Annotated in this window: 15 protein-coding genes; 8 read left to right on the forward strand and 7 right to left on the reverse strand. The window is 73.5% G+C overall.

Annotated elements, in window-relative coordinates; genetic code table 11:
• Positions 1-90: 90 nt before the first annotated feature.
• Together FJ694_RS18145 and FJ694_RS18150 are read right to left on the reverse strand one after the other, a co-directional pair.
• A complete protein-coding gene (locus FJ694_RS18145; RefSeq protein ID WP_157268659.1) occupies positions 91-2,865 on the reverse strand; it encodes an ATP-binding protein in 2,775 nt (924 codons plus the stop codon).
• Positions 2,866-3,209: 344 nt separating this feature from the next.
• Positions 3,210-4,172, reverse strand: a complete 963-nt coding sequence (locus FJ694_RS18150) for a response regulator transcription factor (protein ID WP_157268660.1) — start codon at positions 4,170-4,172, stop codon at positions 3,210-3,212.
• Positions 4,173-4,291: 119 nt separating this feature from the next.
• On the opposite strand from FJ694_RS18150, the gene FJ694_RS18155 reads away from it, so the two are divergent.
• Positions 4,292-6,448 (forward strand): ATP-binding response regulator, encoded by a 2,157-nt coding sequence (locus FJ694_RS18155; RefSeq protein WP_157268661.1) that lies wholly within the window; start codon positions 4,292-4,294, stop codon positions 6,446-6,448.
• 23 nt (positions 6,449-6,471) lie between these two features.
• Here FJ694_RS18155 and FJ694_RS18160 read toward each other — a convergent pair whose 3' ends face one another.
• The gene (locus FJ694_RS18160) at positions 6,472-7,119 is read right to left on the reverse strand and encodes a YbhB/YbcL family Raf kinase inhibitor-like protein (protein WP_157268662.1); all 648 of its coding nucleotides are present in this window, start codon (positions 7,117-7,119) and stop codon (positions 6,472-6,474) included.
• A 932-nt stretch (positions 7,120-8,051) separates the two neighbouring features.
• Positions 8,052-8,996: a Bug family tripartite tricarboxylate transporter substrate binding protein gene (locus FJ694_RS18165; RefSeq protein ID WP_157268663.1), complete on the reverse strand. Its 945-nt coding sequence runs from the start codon at positions 8,994-8,996 to the stop codon at positions 8,052-8,054.
• Positions 8,997-9,311: 315 nt separating this feature from the next.
• Between FJ694_RS18165 and FJ694_RS18170 the strand changes: the two genes are divergently transcribed.
• The 4 genes from FJ694_RS18170 (at position 9,312) to FJ694_RS18185 (ending at position 11,344) form a co-directional block, all read left to right on the forward strand.
• Positions 9,312-9,785 carry a MarR family winged helix-turn-helix transcriptional regulator gene (locus FJ694_RS18170; protein WP_157268664.1) on the forward strand — a complete coding sequence of 158 codons (474 nt, stop codon included), beginning with the start codon at positions 9,312-9,314 and terminating at the stop codon, positions 9,783-9,785.
• Positions 9,786-9,895: 110 nt separating this feature from the next.
• The gene (locus FJ694_RS18175; protein WP_157268665.1) at positions 9,896-10,525 is read left to right on the forward strand and encodes a YitT family protein; all 630 of its coding nucleotides are present in this window, start codon (positions 9,896-9,898) and stop codon (positions 10,523-10,525) included.
• Between the two features lie 28 nt (positions 10,526-10,553).
• Positions 10,554-10,898 (forward strand): hypothetical protein, encoded by a 345-nt coding sequence (locus FJ694_RS37155; protein WP_232540093.1) that lies wholly within the window; start codon positions 10,554-10,556, stop codon positions 10,896-10,898.
• Positions 10,895-11,344, forward strand: coding sequence for a hypothetical protein (locus FJ694_RS18185; RefSeq protein ID WP_198320888.1), 450 nt, complete (start codon positions 10,895-10,897; stop codon positions 11,342-11,344). Before FJ694_RS37155 ends, FJ694_RS18185 begins: the two co-directional genes overlap by 4 nt.
• Positions 11,345-11,364: 20 nt before the next feature.
• Here FJ694_RS18185 and ppk2 read toward each other — a convergent pair whose 3' ends face one another.
• Both ppk2 and FJ694_RS18195 read right to left on the reverse strand, forming a co-directional pair.
• The gene (ppk2, locus tag FJ694_RS18190) at positions 11,365-12,546 is read right to left on the reverse strand and encodes a polyphosphate kinase 2 (protein ID WP_157268666.1); all 1,182 of its coding nucleotides are present in this window, start codon (positions 12,544-12,546) and stop codon (positions 11,365-11,367) included.
• A 145-nt stretch (positions 12,547-12,691) separates the two neighbouring features.
• On the reverse strand, positions 12,692-13,306 hold the full coding sequence (locus FJ694_RS18195) for a PEP-CTERM sorting domain-containing protein (RefSeq protein ID WP_157268667.1): 615 nt from the start codon (positions 13,304-13,306) through the stop codon (positions 12,692-12,694).
• Between the two features lie 31 nt (positions 13,307-13,337).
• Here FJ694_RS18195 and FJ694_RS18200 point away from each other — a divergent pair, with 31 nt between their 5' ends.
• Positions 13,338-14,015 carry a hypothetical protein gene (locus FJ694_RS18200; RefSeq protein ID WP_157268668.1) on the forward strand — a complete coding sequence of 226 codons (678 nt, stop codon included), beginning with the start codon at positions 13,338-13,340 and terminating at the stop codon, positions 14,013-14,015.
• A gap of 62 nt (positions 14,016-14,077) precedes the next feature.
• Here the strand turns inward: FJ694_RS18200 and FJ694_RS18205 are convergent, their stop codons facing one another.
• Positions 14,078-14,680, reverse strand: a complete 603-nt coding sequence (locus FJ694_RS18205) for a shikimate kinase (RefSeq protein ID WP_232540094.1) — start codon at positions 14,678-14,680, stop codon at positions 14,078-14,080.
• Positions 14,681-14,851: 171 nt separating this feature from the next.
• Between FJ694_RS18205 and FJ694_RS18210 the strand changes: the two genes are divergently transcribed.
• Positions 14,852-15,334 carry an Lrp/AsnC family transcriptional regulator gene (locus FJ694_RS18210; RefSeq protein WP_157268669.1) on the forward strand — a complete coding sequence of 161 codons (483 nt, stop codon included), beginning with the start codon at positions 14,852-14,854 and terminating at the stop codon, positions 15,332-15,334.
• 601 nt (positions 15,335-15,935) lie between these two features.
• Positions 15,936-16,609, forward strand: a 674-nt coding sequence (locus FJ694_RS18215; protein ID WP_198320889.1) for a fibronectin type III domain-containing protein, incomplete at its 3' end; no start/stop codon positions are given.

Genomic DNA, 16,609 nt, shown 5'->3' on the forward strand with positions numbered 1-16,609 from the left:
GCGCCAGCGCGGCCTCCAGGGCGCGGCGCAGGCCCTGCGCCCAGTGCAGGGCGGCGCGGCGCGGCGTCGGCGTCGGCGTCGGCTCGCATGTCAGCTCGTCTCCAGCGGGTCGAAGGCGGCCGGCGCAGCGGGCGCGGCCGCATCCGCACCGTCCAGCCCGGCGCGGGCCTCGGCCAGCAGCGCCTCCACCGCCGCGGCCAGCGCCTCCACCCGCGCCGCGTCGGGCGCGGCGGCAGCGCGCGACTGCTGCTCCAGCCTTTCGGCGGCCTCGCGCGCCGGCGCCGCGCACAGGGTGGCGCAGACGCCGCGCAGCGTGTGCGCCAGCGCCGCGGCACCCGGCGCGTCGGCCGCGGCCACGCAGTCGCGCAGCCGCCGCGGCGTGGCGCCGTGCTCGGCCAGCAGCGCCTGCAGCATGCGCTGCACCGAGGCCGGCCGGCGCAGCCGTGCCTGGAGCGCCGCCCAGTCCAGCACCGGCGCGCCCGCCGCCGCGGCGGCGGGCCGCGGCGGCACGGGCATCGGTGCCGGCAGCGCCGCGCCGCCGTCCGCGGCGCCGTCCGTGCCGGCGCCCCGGCCCAGCCGCGCCAGGATGGCCGCGCACAGCGCGTCGGCGTCCACGGGCTTGGTGACGTGGTCGTCCATGCCCGCGTCCAGGCAGCGCTGGCGCTCCTGCGGCAGGGCGTGGGCGGTCAGCCCGATGATGGGCAGCGCCGGGCGCAGCACGCGGCAGCGGCGCGCGGTGTCGTAGCCGTTGAGGCCGGGCATCTGCACGTCGGTCAGCAGCAGGTCGAAGGGCTCGCCCGACTCCAGCAGCGCCAGCGCCTCCAGCCCGTTGGCGGCGATGCGGCAATGCGCGCCCTCCTGCTCCAGCAGCTCGCCGATGACCCACTGGTTCACGGCGTCGTCCTCGGCGGCCAGGATGCGCAGGCCTTGCAGCCGCGGCGCCGCGGGCGGGGCGTTGGGCGCGCGCACCGGCGCGTCCTCGGCGGCCGGGGGCGGCGCCACTTCCTCGACCGGAATGCGCACCGTGAAGCACGAGCCGCGGCCGATCTGGCTGGAGACCTCGATGCTGCCGTGCATCAGCTCGACGATGCGCCGGGCGATGGACAGCCCCAGCCCCGAGCCGCCGAAGCGCCGCGTGGTCGAGGCGTCGGCCTGCGTGAAGGGCTCGAACAGGCTGCCCAGCTGCGCCACGCTCATGCCGATGCCGGTGTCGTGCACCGCGAACAGCAGCCACGCGCGCCCGGGCCCGTCGCCGGGCAGCCGCGACACCTGCAGCCGCACGCCGCCGCGCTCGGTGAACTTGATGGCGTTGCCCAGCAGGTTGACCAGCACCTGCGTCAGCCGCGTGTCGTCGGCCAGGATGCCTTCGGGCAGGTCCGGCGCGCAGTCCACGCCGAAGTGCAGCTGCTGCGCCTGCGCGCGGTGCGCGGTCAGCCGCATGGCGCGCTGCACCACGGCGGCCAGGCGCACCGGGCGCGCCTCGAGCTCCAGGCGGCCGGCCTCGACCTTGGCCATGTCCAGGATGTCGTTGACCAGCGCCAGCAGCAGCGCGCCCGACTCCCGGATCTGGCGCAGCCAGGGCCGCGCCGGCGCCGCGCGCGCGTCGCGCAGCGCGATCTGCGACACGCCCAGGATGGCGTTGAGCGGGGTGCGGATCTCGTGGCTCATGTTGGAGAGGAACTCGCTGCGCGCGCGCGCCGCGGCCTCGGTCTGCAGCAGCGCCTGCTGCAGCGCGTCGGTGCGCTCGCGCACCAGCGCGGCGAGGTGGTCGCGGTGGCGCGCCAGCTCCAGCGCCACCTGCCGCTCCTGCGTCACGTCGCGCACGTGGCCCACCCACACGCAGCCGCCGTCGGGCTCGGCCACGGGGATCGAGGACTCGCCGCTGTGCCAGCGCCGCCCCTGGCGCGGCAGCACCGCCTGCCACTCCAGCTGCCAGGGCGTGAGCGTGGTGCTGGAGCGCTCCAGCGCCGCCAGCAGCCGCGCCCGGTCCGCGGGCACGATGCGCGCCAGGCCCAGGCCGGCGTCGGCCACCAGCTCCGCCGGCGTGAGCTCGAAGATGTCGGCCGCGCCGGTGCTGGCGAAGGTGAAGCGCAGCGCGCCGTCGGCGTCGCGGCGCAACTGCCAGGCCAGCCCGGGCACCTGCGAGGTCACGGCCTCCATCAGCCGGGCCTGCGCCTGCTGCTGCCGCCGCGGCTGCAGCAGCAGCTGCCGCTGCACGGTCCACCACAGCAGCCAGCAACCCCACAGCTTGAGCACGTGGGCGGCGGCGAAGAACGCGCCGGGCGCGCCGGCCTGCAGCGAGAAGCAGGCCTGCGCCGCCGCCAGCAGCCCGGCAACCACCAGCAGGGCGCCAGCCGCGCCGGCGCCGACGGCCTCGCGGTGCCGGACCAGCCGCCACGCCGCGCCGGCCAGCAGCACCAGGGCGAACCATTCCCAGGCGATCCAGAACGGCGATATGGCCGCGCCCGCGCTGCCGCCGCCGGGCAGCGCCAGCGCCGGGAACGTGCCGCTCCAGGCCAGGCCGGCGCACAGCAACGCCAGCGCCAGCGCCACCGGCGCGGCCAGTCCGTGCCGCGCCGCGGACGTGCCCGCGACGCAGCCCGGCGCCGCCAGCAGCGCCGCGCCCTGCAGCGTGCGCGCACCGAGCCACAGCAGCAGCGCCACCGCGTCGGCATCGGCCCCGGCGGCCGCGAAGGCCGGCATGCGGTGCTGCAGCGCCAGGCGCAGCACGTCGAGCAGCGCGGCGGCGAAGGTGCCCGCGGCCACGCACAGCAGCGGGCCCTGGCGCGGCAGCCCGGCCGCCTGGCGCCGCCACCAGGAACAGCGCCGTGGCCAGGCCCAGTGGCACCAGCTCCAGCAGCGCATGGCCGGCGTCCGGGTGCATCGCGAACAGCGCCGCGGGCGGCAACCCCAGCAGCAGCGGCGCCGCGAGCCGGCGCGCCGACGGCAGCACGGCCTCGTCGGCGGGCGCGGCAGGGGCGGCGGCGAGGAAGGTCATGGCGGACGGCCGAGGCGGCGCTCGTGCGGCATCGGCAGCAGGGAGGGAAGCTCGAACCCGGCGCGGACCCGGGCCGGGTTCGGTTCATCCTAGCGTCGCGCCCCTCGCCGGCCCGCGGCAGCGGCGCGGCGCTTTCGTGAAAAAGGTGGCAATTCGCCCCGGCCCGCGACGGCGCCGCGCGGCGCATGCGGCACGGCGCGGCGCGTGGCGCTCAGCGGCCCGGGCCGCCCTCCTCGCGCCCCTCGCCCCCCGGCTGCGCCACCGGGCCCAAGCCCCTGCCCTGGCCCCCGCCCTGGCCCCCGGTTTCGCGCCCGTTCTCGTCATCGTCGCCGTCGGCGCGCACGCCGGCGGCGCGGCGGTACTCGCTGGGCGTCATGCCGAAACGGGCGCGGAAGGCATTGGTGAAGGCCGCGGCGGACTGGTAGCCGATGTGCTGGCCGATCTGGTTGAGCTGCTGCCGGGTGTGCAGCAGCCGCGTGCAGGCCTCGCGATGGCGCTCCTCGCGCAGCCAGGCGTAGACCGCGCTGCCGACCTGGCGCCGGAATTCATGGCTCAAATGCCGCTGCGTGGTGCCCACGCGCTGCGCCAGCGCCGCCAGCGAAGGCGGATCGGCCATTTCGCGCAGCAATATGGCCTGGGCCTGGCCGACCATTTTCTCCTCCCATCCCTGGGCCAGGCCGTCTGCGAGCGGCAATTCCGGCGCGGGGGCGGGCGGCAGCGCGGCATGCTGGCCGGCGGCCTGGTGCAGGCGCAGGTGCACGCGCACCCGGGCAATGACTTCCTCGGGATCGAAGGGTTTGGTGATGTAGTCGACGGCACCCGCCTCGAAGGCGCTGAGTTTGTCGTCGATATGATTCGACACCGTCAGGCAAATCAGCGGGATGTGCTGCAGCGTCGGGTGGGCCTTGAACAGCCGGATCGTCGCCCGGCCGTCCACTTCGGGCATGTACAGGTCGACGAGGATCAGGTCGGGCGGCCGGGCCGCGGCCTTGACCAGCGCGTCGCGCCCATCCAGCGCGGCGAAAACCCGATAATCCTGGCGTCGCAGGATGCCGGCAAGAAACTGAATTTGCTTGGGATCGTCGTCAATAAGCAGGATGGACGGACTGCTGACCATATTCTTGGATTTTACTTGTTGAACCGGCAATCTAAAAAATCTTGCCGGCGAGCGCAACTATAATTCTTGTCCATTCTTTATTATTTGCCGGACAGTATAACCTCGAAACGGTATCGATTGAATTCAGTCCACCGAGTTTCGTCCCCCGGGATTCGTCCGGGGAAAGGCGACGCGGCGTGAGCAGGTCCGGCCGGGCCGGCGCGCGCCGGCGGCGCCTTGGCGCGCTGTCGCTGGCGGCGCTGGCCCTGGCGCTGCTGCTGCTGGCGGCGTGGATCTTTGCCGGCAGCGTCGGCGGGCTGGCGCTGGCCGCCTTCGGGCTGCCCACGCTGCTGGCCGTGGCGACGCTGCTGTGGCGCGAGAAGACGCTGCGGCACCGCGCCGATGTCTCGCCCGCACCGCAGCAGCCGGTGCCCGTCCCGCCTTCGGCGCTGCCCGAAGCACCGAGCCAGGCCGGGCCGGCCGCTGCTGCCGGCGCGCAGCCCGCGCGCGACGACGCCGGGACCGCGCTGCTGGCCGGCATGGAGCGCGAGCTGCGCAAGCCGCTGCAGGCCCTGCTCGACGCGGCGCAGGCGCTGCAGGCGACGCGGCTCGATGCCGACCAGCGCCACCTGCTGCAGTCGCTGCGCGGCAGCGCCGACGCGCTGCAGGCGCTGCTGGCCGGGATGCTGGACTTCGCCCGCAGCGAGTCCGGCACCCTGGCACTGGCGCGCGAGCCCTTCGTGCTGGCACAGCTGCTGCAGCGGCTGGTGCAGGCCCACGCGCCGGGCGCGGCCGACAAGGGCGTGGTGCTGGACCTGGCGCCGCTGCCCGAAGGAGTGCCGCCGCTGCTGGGCGACGCGCCGCGCCTGGAGCAGCTGCTGTCGGCCCTGGTGGACAACGCCATCCGCCACGCCGCGGCCGGCCGCGTGGGCGTGGCGGTGCGCATGTCCGGCCGCGATGCCGGGCAGGTGCGGCTGCACTTCACCGTCACCGACACGGGCAGCGGCATCGCGCCGCAGCGGCTGGAAGGGCTGTTCCAGCCAGGCATTTGGGCCGACGCCGCGCCGGGCCGCCACGGCGACGTGCGCCTCGGCCTGGCCCTGGCGCGGGCGCTGGCGACGCTGATGGGCGGCGACATCGGCGTCCGCAGCCAGCCGGGCATGGGCAGCGAGTTCTGGTTCACCGTGGCGCTGGACGTGGCGGCCGAGCCGGCCGCGGCGTCAGCGGCGGGGTCCGGCGACTCCCCCGGCGCGGCGGCCGGGGCCGTGGGCGCCACGCCGGCGGTGCCCGCGCCGCGGCCGCAGCGCCTGGCGGGGCTGCGGCTGCTGGTGGTGGACGACGGGCTGGTCAACCGCGAGGTGGCGTGCCGGCTGCTGGCCGCGGAGGGCGCGCAGTGCGACGCGGCGGAGCACGGCCTGCAGGCGCTGGAGATGCTGCTCGCCGAGGCCGGCGGGCCGCGGCCCTTCGACGCCATGTTCCTGGACGTGCAGATGCCGGTGCTCGACGGCCTGGAGACGGCGCGGCGGCTGCGTGCCGACCCGGCGCTGGCGGGGCTGCCCGTGATCGCCCTGAGCGCCGGCGTCCTGCCGCACCAGCAGCAGGCGGCGCTGGACGCGGGCATGGACGAGTTCATGGCCAAGCCGATCCAGCTCGAGGCCATGGTCGCGGCGCTGCGGCGCCATCTCGGCACGCGCATGCCGGCCGTGCCCGCCTTGCCGCCCGGCGCGCCGGCCGCCGCGGCGGCCGCGGCCCATGGCGAGGCCCTGCCGGCCGTGCCCGGCGTGGACCACGCGGACGCCGCGCGGCGGCTGCTGGGCAACCGCCAGCTGTTCCTGGGCATGCTGCGCACGCTGCGCGACGAGTTTGGCGCCACGCCGGCACGCTCGCGCGCCGATGTGGCGCGCGGCGACATGGCCAGCGCGGCCGGGCGGCTGCACCGGCTGCACGGGCTCGCCGGCAACCTCTCGGCCCATGCCGTGGCCGCCGCGGCGGGGCGGGCCGAGGCGGCGCTGCGCGACGGCGAGGACGGCGCCGTGGAGCCGGCACTGCGCGCGCTGGAGCAGGCGCTGGACGAGATGTTGGCCGGGCTGCCGCCGGAAGTGGAGCGCCCCTGGGACGACGCCGCCACGGTGCCGCGCGATGCCGCGGCGCAGGACGACGCCGCCACCATCGGCGCGCTGCTGGCGGCGCTGGCCGAGGGCGACATGGGCGTGTTCCAGCAGTACCACGCGCTGCGCGCCACGCTGGCCGAGCGCCATGGCCACGAGGCCGTGGACCGGCTCGACGAGGCCATGGACCAGCTGCGCTTCGCCGAGGCCATCGCGCTGCTGCGCACCTGGTATCCGCGCTCCTGAGCCGGCGGCGCGGGGCTTCCGGCTCAGGACGTGCCCAGGTCCGGCCCGGCGGCCGGCGCCGCCGCCACGGCCGGGGCATCGGCACGCACGCTGGTGTCGTGGCGCTCGTAGGTGCCGATGAGGCAGCCGCTGGCCAGGGCATGCTGCTGCAGCGTCTCCAGCACCGCCTCGCGCCCGGGCGTGCCGCTGAGCTGGGCGCCGGGGCCCAGCGCGAAGAGCTGGAACGCGTAGCGGTGCACGCCGTGGGCCGGCGGCGGGTCGGGCGGGATCCAGGCGCTGCGCAGGTAGGAGTTGCGGCCCAGCTTCAGGTCCGGGTTGGGCAGCTCCTCGGCGTTGAGCGCGCCTTCAGGCAGGTACACCTCCTGCGGCGGGATGTCGTAGGCAATGGCGTGCACGAGCGGGTGCGGCGTGGGCGAGTCGGCGTCCTCCACGAGCAGCAGCAGCGACGCGGTGCCCGGCGGCACGCCGCTCCACTGCAGCGGCGGCGAGAGGCCCTCACCGTCGGCGGTGAAGCGCGGCGGCAGCGGCGCGTGGTCCATGAAGGCCAGGCTCGTGATCTGGATCGCGCCCTGGCCCGCGCGCAACTGCACGCGCACGAAGGCGGTCTGGTCGAGCCCGGCGCGCTGGCCGCGCAGCGCGGCGCCAACCATGTCGGGGAGTTTTTCAAGCATCGGCAGCGTCTCCGGGGAAGACGCGGGAAGGGCAAGCGGCGGGCCGGGATGAGCCAAACCGTCGCACGGGACCTGGAATTGAATTGATGGAAAACCAATGAACCTCAGGTTGACGGCACCGGACCCGCCAAACTGGCCCCACGATCATCATTTCAGCTGCAACATGTTCGCCGGCACCATTCATTTTCCGGGACCAATCCCACTTCCCGCTGCTTTCATCGCATTCCCGGACATGAATAATCCAAGTCGATCATCGGCATGAATCATTCAAAATCCAGGCTTCTTGATTTCCATTCTTCCATTCCCTGATTTTCTCGTTGCCGGCTCGGCGACGCCCACAGTTTCTCCCGCCACGGCAGCCTTGGCCGTCACCAGGGCGCGAACCGGCTGCTGCCCAGCTTCGCCAGCGCGCAGTACACCGGCACGCCGCTCCCGCGGTGCGCGGCTGACGGCCTGTCAGCGGTGGCTCGCCCTTCCTTGTCCGATGCCCAGGACGCCAGGCAGAGCGGCTGCCCGGCTGGCACGGGCGCTCATGCCGGAACCGGTCGGCCGTCGCATTGATCAGCGCGTGGCAAATACTCCAGAAAAAGGTACCGGATCGGATTTTCAAACCTGCTGCGCGGTTTCAAGGCGATTGACTCCGACGCGCGGAAACCCGCTCCCTCAGTTCCGGAAGCGGCTTGATGGCCAGCCTGCCGTCAGCGGGGACGGCGCGTTGATCAGCAGGACGGAAGATTTCGGGACAGCGTCCCCAAAATCCGCGGAGGGCACCTGTAAACGCCCCGGTGGTGATGGATCGCCCGATTGCTGCAGCCTGAAACGCCGAGCGTTTGCAGTCGCCGTGCCAAGCGCAACAGCAAGCGGTCGCCGTATTGAGCCCGATCGCTGCCCGCGAGCCCGTACCCGGCAACGTGGCGCCCGATGGGGGCCAGCTACTCCCCCACCACCCCCGCCCGCCGCACCACCTCCCCCCAGCGCCGCTGCTCCGCGGCGATGAACTCGCCGAAGGCCGCCTCGCGCATCTCCAGCAGCGGGATCTCGCCGGTGGCGAGGAAGGGGCTCACCACCTCCGGGTCGCGCAGCACCGCGTGCACCGCCTCGGCCAGCCGGCGCACCACCGCCGCCGGGGTGCCCGCGCGCACGGCGATGCCCGACCAGCTCGCGGCCTCCGCCCCCTTGAATCCCGCCTCGGCCACCGTTGGCACCTCGGGCAGCAGCGCCAGGCGCCGGCGCGACAGCACCGCCAGCGCGCGCAGCCGCCCGCTCTCCAGGTGCGCCCGCAACGGCAGCACGTAGTCGAAGACCGCGTCCAGCCGCCCACCCAGCAGGCCCTGCAGCGCCGCGGCGCCGCCCTTGTGGGTCACCTGCCGAAACCCGGTTTGCGCCTCGCGCGCCAGCAGCGCGCCGGCCAGCCAGGTGCTGGTGCCCGGCGCGGAGGAGCCGACGTTGAGCGCCCCCGGCCGCTGCCGCGCCGCGGCCACGAAGTCGGCCACCGTGCGCCACGGCGCCGCGCCGTCCACCGCCAGCAGCGCCGAGGACTGCAGCAGTCCGTGCACGGGCGTGAAGTCGCGCAGCGGGTCGTAGCGCAGCCGCGGGTACAGCCAGGGACTCACCGCCATCGGGCCGGTGGAGACGTAGAGCAGCGTGTGGCCGTCGGCCGGCAGCCGCGCGGCCAGCTCGGTGCCCAGCGCGCCGGCGCCGCCGGGCTGGTTCTGCACCACCACCGGCACCCCGAGCTCCCGGCCCAGCGCCACGGCGACCGCGCGCGCCACCAGGTCCGTGACGCCGCCGGCCGGGAACGGGACGATCCAGGTGATCGGCTGCGCCGGCCAGTCGGCAGCGGGCAGGGATGTGGGCAGGGCTTGAAGCATGGGCATCGGCAGCACCGTGGCAAGAGTGTTCAGGCGTCCCCGCATGGGCAACCATCGTCCGCCTTGGCGGCGCCGGCTTGCGGCGCGTCAAGGGCGGCGCGCTGGGCAGGGCGCGCATCTCCGGCGGGAACGCCTCGCTCACCGTCAGGCAGGCCGGGCTTGCCGCCGCCGAGGCCAGGAAGAACGCGGCGACCAGGGCAGGCGGTCGAGGCGGGCGGGCAGGTCGGAGGGGGTGTCGGGCATGCGCGCTCGCCGGGGCGAGCGGCGTACGGGCGGCACCGCTCGCCCCGTCCCACCGTAACCCCTGGCTACACTCCCCCGATGCCCTCCCCCAAAGACAAGGACAAGGCCCCCGCGGGCATCGACCAGAGCTGCCTGCAGCACCTGCTGGGCTACCAGATCGCCCGGGCCGACATCCCCACGCGGCGCGCCTTCGCCGAGCACGTGGGCCGGCCGCTGGCGCTCAGCGCCGTGGAGTTCAGCGCCCTGGTGCTGCTGGCCTTCAATCCCGGCGCCACGCCGAAGCAGCTGTCCGAGGCGCTGGCCATGGTGGCGCCGGCCGTCACGGTGCTGCTCGACCGGCTCGAGAACCGCGGCCTCATCGAGCGCAACCGCAGCGACAGCGACCGCCGCGCCCTGCGCGTCACGCTCACCCCCGCCGGCACCGAGCTCGCCCGCAAGGCGCACGCGCTGTCGCTGGAGATGGAGCGCGAGGTGCTGCAGGCGCTCTCCGCCGCCGAGCGCGCCATCCTCATCGAGCTGCTGCAGAAGGTGGCGCGCGCGGCCGGGCCCTGACAGCCGCCGCAGGCTCGCCGGCTTGAGCCGGATCAAGCCGGGAAAACCCTGAGCCGGCTACCATGCGCGCCCTTTGCGGCGCCTGCGAAGCGCCGCGCTGCCTTCGAGCCATGTCACGCACCGTCCAGCACTCCCCTTCCCGCCTGCAGCTCATGCACCGCCATCGCGACGACCTGATGGCGCTGCTCACCGGCGCGCTGTTCCTGTCGCTGGGCCTGGTGCTCTACCGCAAGGTGGGGCTACTCACCGGCGGCACGGCCGGGCTGGCCTTCCTGGGCCACTACGCCACGGCGCTGCCCTTCGGCGCGTGGTTCTTCCTCATCAACGTGCCCTTCTACTGGCTGGCCTGGAAGCGCAAGGGCGCGGAGTTCACGCTCAAGACGCTGGTGTCGGTGACGACGATCTCGGTGCTCAGCGAGTGGCTGCCGGGCTGGATCGACATCGCGCGCATCGACCCGCTCTACGCCGCCGTCATGGGCGGCACGCTCATGGGCTGCGGCATGCTGATCCTGTTCCGCCACCAGTCCAGCGTGGGCGGCCTGGGCGTGCTGGCGCTGCTGCTGCAGGAGCGCGGCACCATCAGCGCGGGGAAATTCCAGATGCTGGTGGACGCGGCCATCGTGCTGGCGGCACTGACCGTGGCCGACGCGGCGCACGTGGCGCTCTCCGTGGTGGGCGCGGTGGTGCTCAACCTCGTGCTGGCGCTGAACCACAAGCCCGGGCGCTACATGGCGGCCTGACACGGCCCCCCGGCGCGGTGCTTGCCGCATGTCGGCCATGCGCTACCCGGTCACGCCCGACGGGCGCTATTTCGTGGTGCGCGGCCGCCTCTGGCGCTGCACCGACCCGCGGCTGGACGAGCCCACGCGCACACGCCTGTCGCGCGAGCTCGGACAGGCGCGCAGCGCCGTGAAGCGCGCGCTGCAGTCGGGCGACGCCGCCGCGCTGGCGCAGGCGCGCGCGCGGGTCGATGCCGCCAAGGTGGCGCTGGGCGAGCGCGGCCCGGCGTGGTGGAGCGACGGCGCGCCGGACTTCAACCGCCGCCTGGCGCGCAACACGCCCTACCGCGACTGGTACGCGGCGCTGGAGCGCGCGGGCGCCGCCGTGTCATGAAGCCGCTGCGGCTGCGCTTCCCGGCAAGCGACGTGGCGTGGGCCTATGTCATGGCGTCGGTCTTCAGCGGCGCGCCCTCGACGCTGCACGCGCTGCTCACCGGCGGCGACCCGCTGGAGGCCACGCGCGCCGCGGGCGCGATGCTGCTGCCGGCGGACTCCGGCTTCCGGGCGCTGTTCGCGGCCGCGGCCGTGGTGCACGGCGGCGTGTCGCTGTTCTGGACCCTGGTCTTCGCCGCGCTGCTGCCGCCGCGGCACGCGCTGGCCGGCGCGGTCGTGGGTGTGGCGGCGGTGGCGCTGCTGGACCTGCGCGTCATCGCGCCGCTGGCCTTCCCCTCGGTGGCGGCACTGGCCTTCTGGCCGCAGTTCGCCGACCACCTGGCCTGGGGCGCGTTGCTGGGCGGGACGCTGTGGTGGCGCCGGCGGCGGCGCGGCGCCGGGCGCTGACGGGCCCAACCTCCGGTGGCTCAAGTGCCGGTGCTGGCCGCCAGCTGGTCGTCCCCCCGGCTGGGCACCAGCGAGGGCCGGCCGACGATGAGCGGGTCCACGGGGCCGATCGCCTCCAGCGACTTTTGCGCATAGGGCAGCCGGTGCAGCAGGTAGCGCATGGCGTTCAGGCGCGCGCGCTTCTTGCAGTCCGACTTGACCACCGTCCACGGCGCGTCCGAGGTGTCGCAGTGCAGGAACATGGCTTCCTTGGCGCGGGTGTAGTCGTCCCACTTGTCGAGCGAGGCCATGTCGATGGGGCTGAGCTTCCACTGCTTGAGCGGGTGCGCCTGGCGCTCCTTGAAGCGCCGCCGCTGCTCGGCGCGGCTCACCGAGAACCAGAACTTCACCAAGTGCACGCCGGAGCGCACGAGGTGGCGCTCGAACTCCGGCGCCTGGCGCATGAACTCGTCGTACTCGGCATCGGAGCAGAAGCCCATGACGCGCTCGACGCCGGCGCGGTTGTACCAGCTGCGGTCGAACAGCACGATCTCGCCGCGCGTGGGCAGGTGCTGGATGTAGCGCTGGAAGTACCACTGGCCGCGCTCGGTCTCGCTGGGCTTCTCCAGCGCCACCACGCGCGCGCCGCGCGGATTCAGGTGCTCCATGAAGCGCTTGATGGTGCCGCCCTTGCCCGCGGCGTCGCGGCCCTCGAACAGCACCACCACGCGCTGGCCCGTGTCCTTGACCCAGGCCTGCAGCTTGAGCAGCTCGACCTGCAACCGGTATTTCTGCTTCTCGTAGCGCCGGCGCGACAGCAGGTTCTTGTACGGGTACTGGCCTTCGCGCCAGCCGGGGGCGAGCTCGGTGTCGGGGTCGGTCTCGTCCTGCGGCACGGGGTCGCGCCGGAACAGCGCCTGGCGCAGCACGCGCACCTCGTCGGGCGAGGCGCCGTCGATGAGCGCGCGCAGCTGCTCGTGGATCACCGGGGCGCTCTCGCCGCGGGCGCCGCGCGCGAGCACGTCCTGCAGCGCCAGCGCCTGCACCGTGGCGGCCTCGGAGCGGCCGCGCTCGACCCTCTCCTGCTCGATGCCGCGCGCGCTGGCGACCGTCACCGTGTCGCCGGCCTCGACCGGGCGCACCTTCGGCGCCGCGCGGCGCCGGCGCGCGGCGCCATTGGCCGGCACCTTGGCGGAGGTGGAGAGGGTGTCTTGTTCGGCCATGCGGGGCTCCTGGTCGTTGTCATGTCCATGACATCTTCGGAGCGCCGCGGCGGGCGGGGTTTGAGGGGAGTCAAGGCGGCGCGGCGCCGTCCCGCGCCGCCGCCCTGCGCGGCCGCCACCTGGTCGGGACGGCCGCCACCGCGGCTCAGCCGCGCCGTGCCGACTTGCGCCGCACCCAGCCCAGCGCCACCAGGCCCAGGCTGGCCAGGGCCAGCGAGCCGGGCTCGGGCACGGGCATGGCGCCCGCGCCGCCACCCAGGCCGCCGGACAGTCCGCCGCCCGGCTGCGACATGCCGCCGCCGCTGCCGGGACGCACGTAGACGCTCATGTGCGACAGGTCCTGGAAGACGTGCCGGTCGTTGAGGCTCGGCGAGAGCCAGGTGCCGCCGCCGCTGCCGTCGAAGGCGACGTTCTGGAAGTAGTACAGGCTGAATACCGTGCTCGACTTCAGCACGGCCACCATGTCCATCAGGATCGGGCCGCTGCTGAGCACGTCGCCCGAACCCGTCAGCGTCCAGTGGCCGCTGGCAGCCTTGGCGCCGGCATCCACGTGGAAGAACACGCCGTCCACGACGTTGGCGACGTCGTCGCCGCTGTCGATGTTGTCCTTGGCGGCCAGCATCCAGCCGGTGCCCAGCTCCTGCTCCAGGCCCAGGTTGTTGATGCCCTTGCTGTCGTTGCCCGTGAACTGGCGATAGAAGTTGTAGCTCGACGCCGCGATCGTCATCGGGTCCACGCTGTAGCTGACGCCCGAGGCCACATCGACCGGCGCGCTCGCCGGCGTGGAGCCCGTGCTGCCGCTGCCCGCATGGGCCGAGGCCGATGCGCCTTGGCCGCTGGACGACGAGTTGCCGTGGTCGCCGGAAGCAGCGCTGTTCGACGACGCGTTGCCGTTGGACGACGCGTTGCCGTTGGACGACGCGTTGCCGTTGGAAGCGGCCCCGTTCGAGGATGCGCTGGCGCTGGACGACGCGTTGCCGTTCGAAGCGGCCCCGTTCGAGGATGCGCTGGCGCTGGACGACGCGTTGCCGTTGGAAGCGGCCCCGTTCGAGGACGCGCTGGCGCTGGACGACGCGTTGCCGTTCGAAGTGGCACCGTTCGGCGACGCGCTGCTGCCGTTGCCGGCAGCGGCAGCGGTGTTCGAAGCGGCGCTGCTGCTGCCCGGCGTGGCGCCGGCCGAGCCGTTGCCTTTGCCGTTGCTGTTGCTGTTCGACGACCCGCCGCCGGCGAGCACCGAGTTGGCGTTGGCGTGGGCGATGCCCGTGGCCGAGGCGTTGACCCAGCCCTGTGACTTGACCGGCGCCGCCTGCGCCGACGCCGTGGCTCCCGCCACCAGCGCCAGGCTGATCATCCGCCCCAACTTGTACTGCCTGCCCACCACGATTCGCCTCACTTCCCTGCGTTGCCGCCCGCGCCGGCGAAGGTGCCGGCCGGGCTCGCGCGCATGGTGCGGCGTCAGGTCAGGGTAAGTATGTAGAGACTGTGAATCCTGGTTTGCAGGGGGCTGCACGGCCGAGCCGGCGCGCGGCTTTCAGCGCCGGCGCCCGGCCTGCGCCACGCCGGCACCGCCGTGGGCGGGACGCTGGCGGGCCGCGTCGGCGGGCGGCGCAGTGGCGGGCAGCCGGCGCTCGAGCACCCGGCGCAGCTCGTGCACGGAGCGACCGACGCGCCCATGCCCAGTGTCGAGCACCAGGTGCGCGCTGGCGCGGTACAGGCCGTCGCGCTGGCCGAAGAGCTCGTGCAGCCGCTGCAGCGGGTCGGCCACCTGCAGCAGCGGCCGGCTCAGGTCCAGGCGCAGCCGCTCGTGCAGCGACTGCGGCGTGGCGTGCAGGTACACCACCGTGCCGGCGGCGCGCAGCGCCGCCCGGTTGCCCTCGCGCAGCACCGAGCCGCCGCCCGTGGCCAGCACGCCCGACGCCGCCCGGGCCAGCTCCGTGATGACGGCATGCTCCACGTCGCGAAAGGCGGCCTCGCCGTGGCGGGTGAAGAACTCCCGGATCGGCACGCCCAGACGACGCTCGATCTCGTGGTCGCTGTCGTGGAAGGACACGCCGAGCTCGCGCGCCAGGCGCCGGCCGATGGTGGTCTTGCCGGCGCCGGGCATGCCGACCAGGCTGAGAAGGAACGAAGTCATGCAAAAGGCGGCTTCCCGGCACGCCGCGCGCAGCCACAGCACTGCGGCGCCGCGCGCACCGGCCGGCAGGGACGGACGAGGCGCGATTTTGCCCGCCCCTGCGGCCCTGCCGGCCCGCGAGGCAGCCCCACCGGCACTGCGGCGACGCGGCTTTCCTGCAAGACTTGACGCATGGCAGATGCGATGAAGCTCGATGCGCTGGATCGGCGCATCCTGGATGCCCTCCAGTCCGACGGGCGCATGACCTACGACGAGCTCGCCGCGCGCGTGGGCCTGTCGGCCTCGGCCACGCTGCGGCGCGTGAAGCGGCTCGAAGAGGCCGGCGTGATCACCGGCTACGCCGCGCTGGTCGATGCTGCCCGCGTCGGCCTGGGACTCACCGCCTACATCAACGTGCACATGGAAAAGCAGAGCGAGACGGCCAAGCGCAGTCCCATGGACGACTTCGCCGCCGCGGTGCAGAGCTGGCCCGAAGTGGCCGAATGCGTGTCGCTCACCGGCGAGATGGACTACCTGCTGCGCGTGGTGGTGCGCGACATGGCGCACTACAGCCGCTTCGTCATGGACACGCTGCTGCGTCACCCCAGCGTCAAGGACGTGCGCACCAGCTTCGTGCTCGACCGCGTCAAGGCCACGACCGTGGTGCCGGTGTAGGCGCCGAAGCCGGCCACGAGACGGGCCGCGCCGCGCCCTCAGGCGCCGAACTGGCCAGGCAAACGGCCCCAGTTCTGCGGTTCCACCCGGCCCGGCACGGGCCGTCGTGTTGCAAGACGTGAAGCGCGTATCCGCTTCAGTATTTATGCCTGCTGCCGGACACATCGGCCGCCGTCGCGGCGCCGCCACGGCAGCCGGTTTCGCGGGCGATTTTCGGAAATATTGCCGCGCCATCGTCCCTGCAATTCGAGCATGTTTTCACGAACGACCCGGATACGCCGCCAAGTGCAAGGTTGGCGCAACCGTTTCCATGGCAGGAAAAATCTCGGCAGCGCCGCGGACGCCGCCGCCGACATCCCGAAACAAGTGCCGTTTCACGCCCCGCGGGGCTTGCCGAAAGAGCAGGCAACTCGATTGAAAACTCAGCAGAACAAATTCTGCGAGATTTGTCGAAATTAGTGTTGACGCGAAGCTCCACGCCTCCAACGTCGTCGCACCGATAATCGTCGGTCCGCTCGCCAAGCACTGAACGCACGCACCGTTGCCGGTATTTTGAAAATACCGGTGCGGAAAAGATTTGTCTGCCTTTTTATTTGACACCATGCGCTCCACCGTTCAGCCCCAACGACTCGCCCTCCTCGCCGCCACCATGGCGTCGGTTTTCCTGGCCGCCTGCGGCGGTGGTGAAGCCGACCTGGCCAGCCAGGCCGCGAAAATCGGTACCGAAAGCGCCACGGAAGCGGCCATGGAGGTTTCTCCCACCTCCGCCGGCACCTGGACCAAGATTTCCAGCGAGTGGGCCTATTTCTCGGTGAGCGGCACCCGGTACGTGCGCTACGGCGCCGGCACGCGCTGGGTGGGCAAGTACATCAGCGGCTCGGCGCAGTGCGTCAACGACACCTTCGGCATGGATCCGGCCCCGGGCGTGACCAAGCAGTGCGACGTCTACACCGCCCCCGCCCCCGCGCCGGCTCCGGCACCGGCGCCCGCCCCGGCTCCGGCGCCGGCTCCCGCCCCGGCCCCCGCGCCGGCTCCGGCGCCCGCGCCTGCCCCGGCCACCACCGGCACGGCGCTGCTGAACTGGAGCGCCCCGGCCGGCAGCGTTGCCGGCTACCGCGTGTACTTCGGCACCACCTCGCGCAGCTACAACCAGGTCAAGGGCAGCGGGCTGTACGTGACCAACACCACCTACACCGTGCCGTCGCTGCCCAGCGGCAAGACCTACTACTTCGCCGTCACGGCCGTCGATGCCTCCGGCAAGGAAAGCGCGTACTC

It is taken from the genome of Azohydromonas aeria (genome assembly GCF_009760915.1).
GTDB lineage: Bacteria > Pseudomonadota > Gammaproteobacteria > Burkholderiales > Burkholderiaceae_C > Azohydromonas > Azohydromonas aeria.

Bases quoted from the DNA above. Each gene is read 5' to 3' on its own strand.
- FJ694_RS18145 (WP_157268659.1), bottom strand. From the start codon at position 2,865: ATGCGCTGCTGGAGCTGGTGCCACTGGGCCTGGCCACGGCGCTGTTCC.
- FJ694_RS18160 (WP_157268662.1), bottom strand. From the start codon at position 7,119: ATGCTTGAAAAACTCCCCGACATGGTTGGCGCCGCGCTGCGCGGCCAG.
- FJ694_RS18165 (WP_157268663.1), bottom strand. From the start codon at position 8,996: ATGCCCATGCTTCAAGCCCTGCCCACATCCCTGCCCGCTGCCGACTGG.
- FJ694_RS18170 (WP_157268664.1), top strand. From the start codon at position 9,312: ATGCCCTCCCCCAAAGACAAGGACAAGGCCCCCGCGGGCATCGACCAG.
- FJ694_RS18175 (WP_157268665.1), top strand. From the start codon at position 9,896: ATGTCACGCACCGTCCAGCACTCCCCTTCCCGCCTGCAGCTCATGCAC.
- FJ694_RS37155 (WP_232540093.1), top strand. From the start codon at position 10,554: ATGTCGGCCATGCGCTACCCGGTCACGCCCGACGGGCGCTATTTCGTG.
- FJ694_RS18185 (WP_198320888.1), top strand. From the start codon at position 10,895: ATGAAGCCGCTGCGGCTGCGCTTCCCGGCAAGCGACGTGGCGTGGGCC.
- ppk2 (WP_157268666.1), bottom strand. From the start codon at position 12,546: ATGGCCGAACAAGACACCCTCTCCACCTCCGCCAAGGTGCCGGCCAAT.
- FJ694_RS18205 (WP_232540094.1), bottom strand. From the start codon at position 14,680: ATGACTTCGTTCCTTCTCAGCCTGGTCGGCATGCCCGGCGCCGGCAAG.
- FJ694_RS18210 (WP_157268669.1), top strand. From the start codon at position 14,852: ATGGCAGATGCGATGAAGCTCGATGCGCTGGATCGGCGCATCCTGGAT.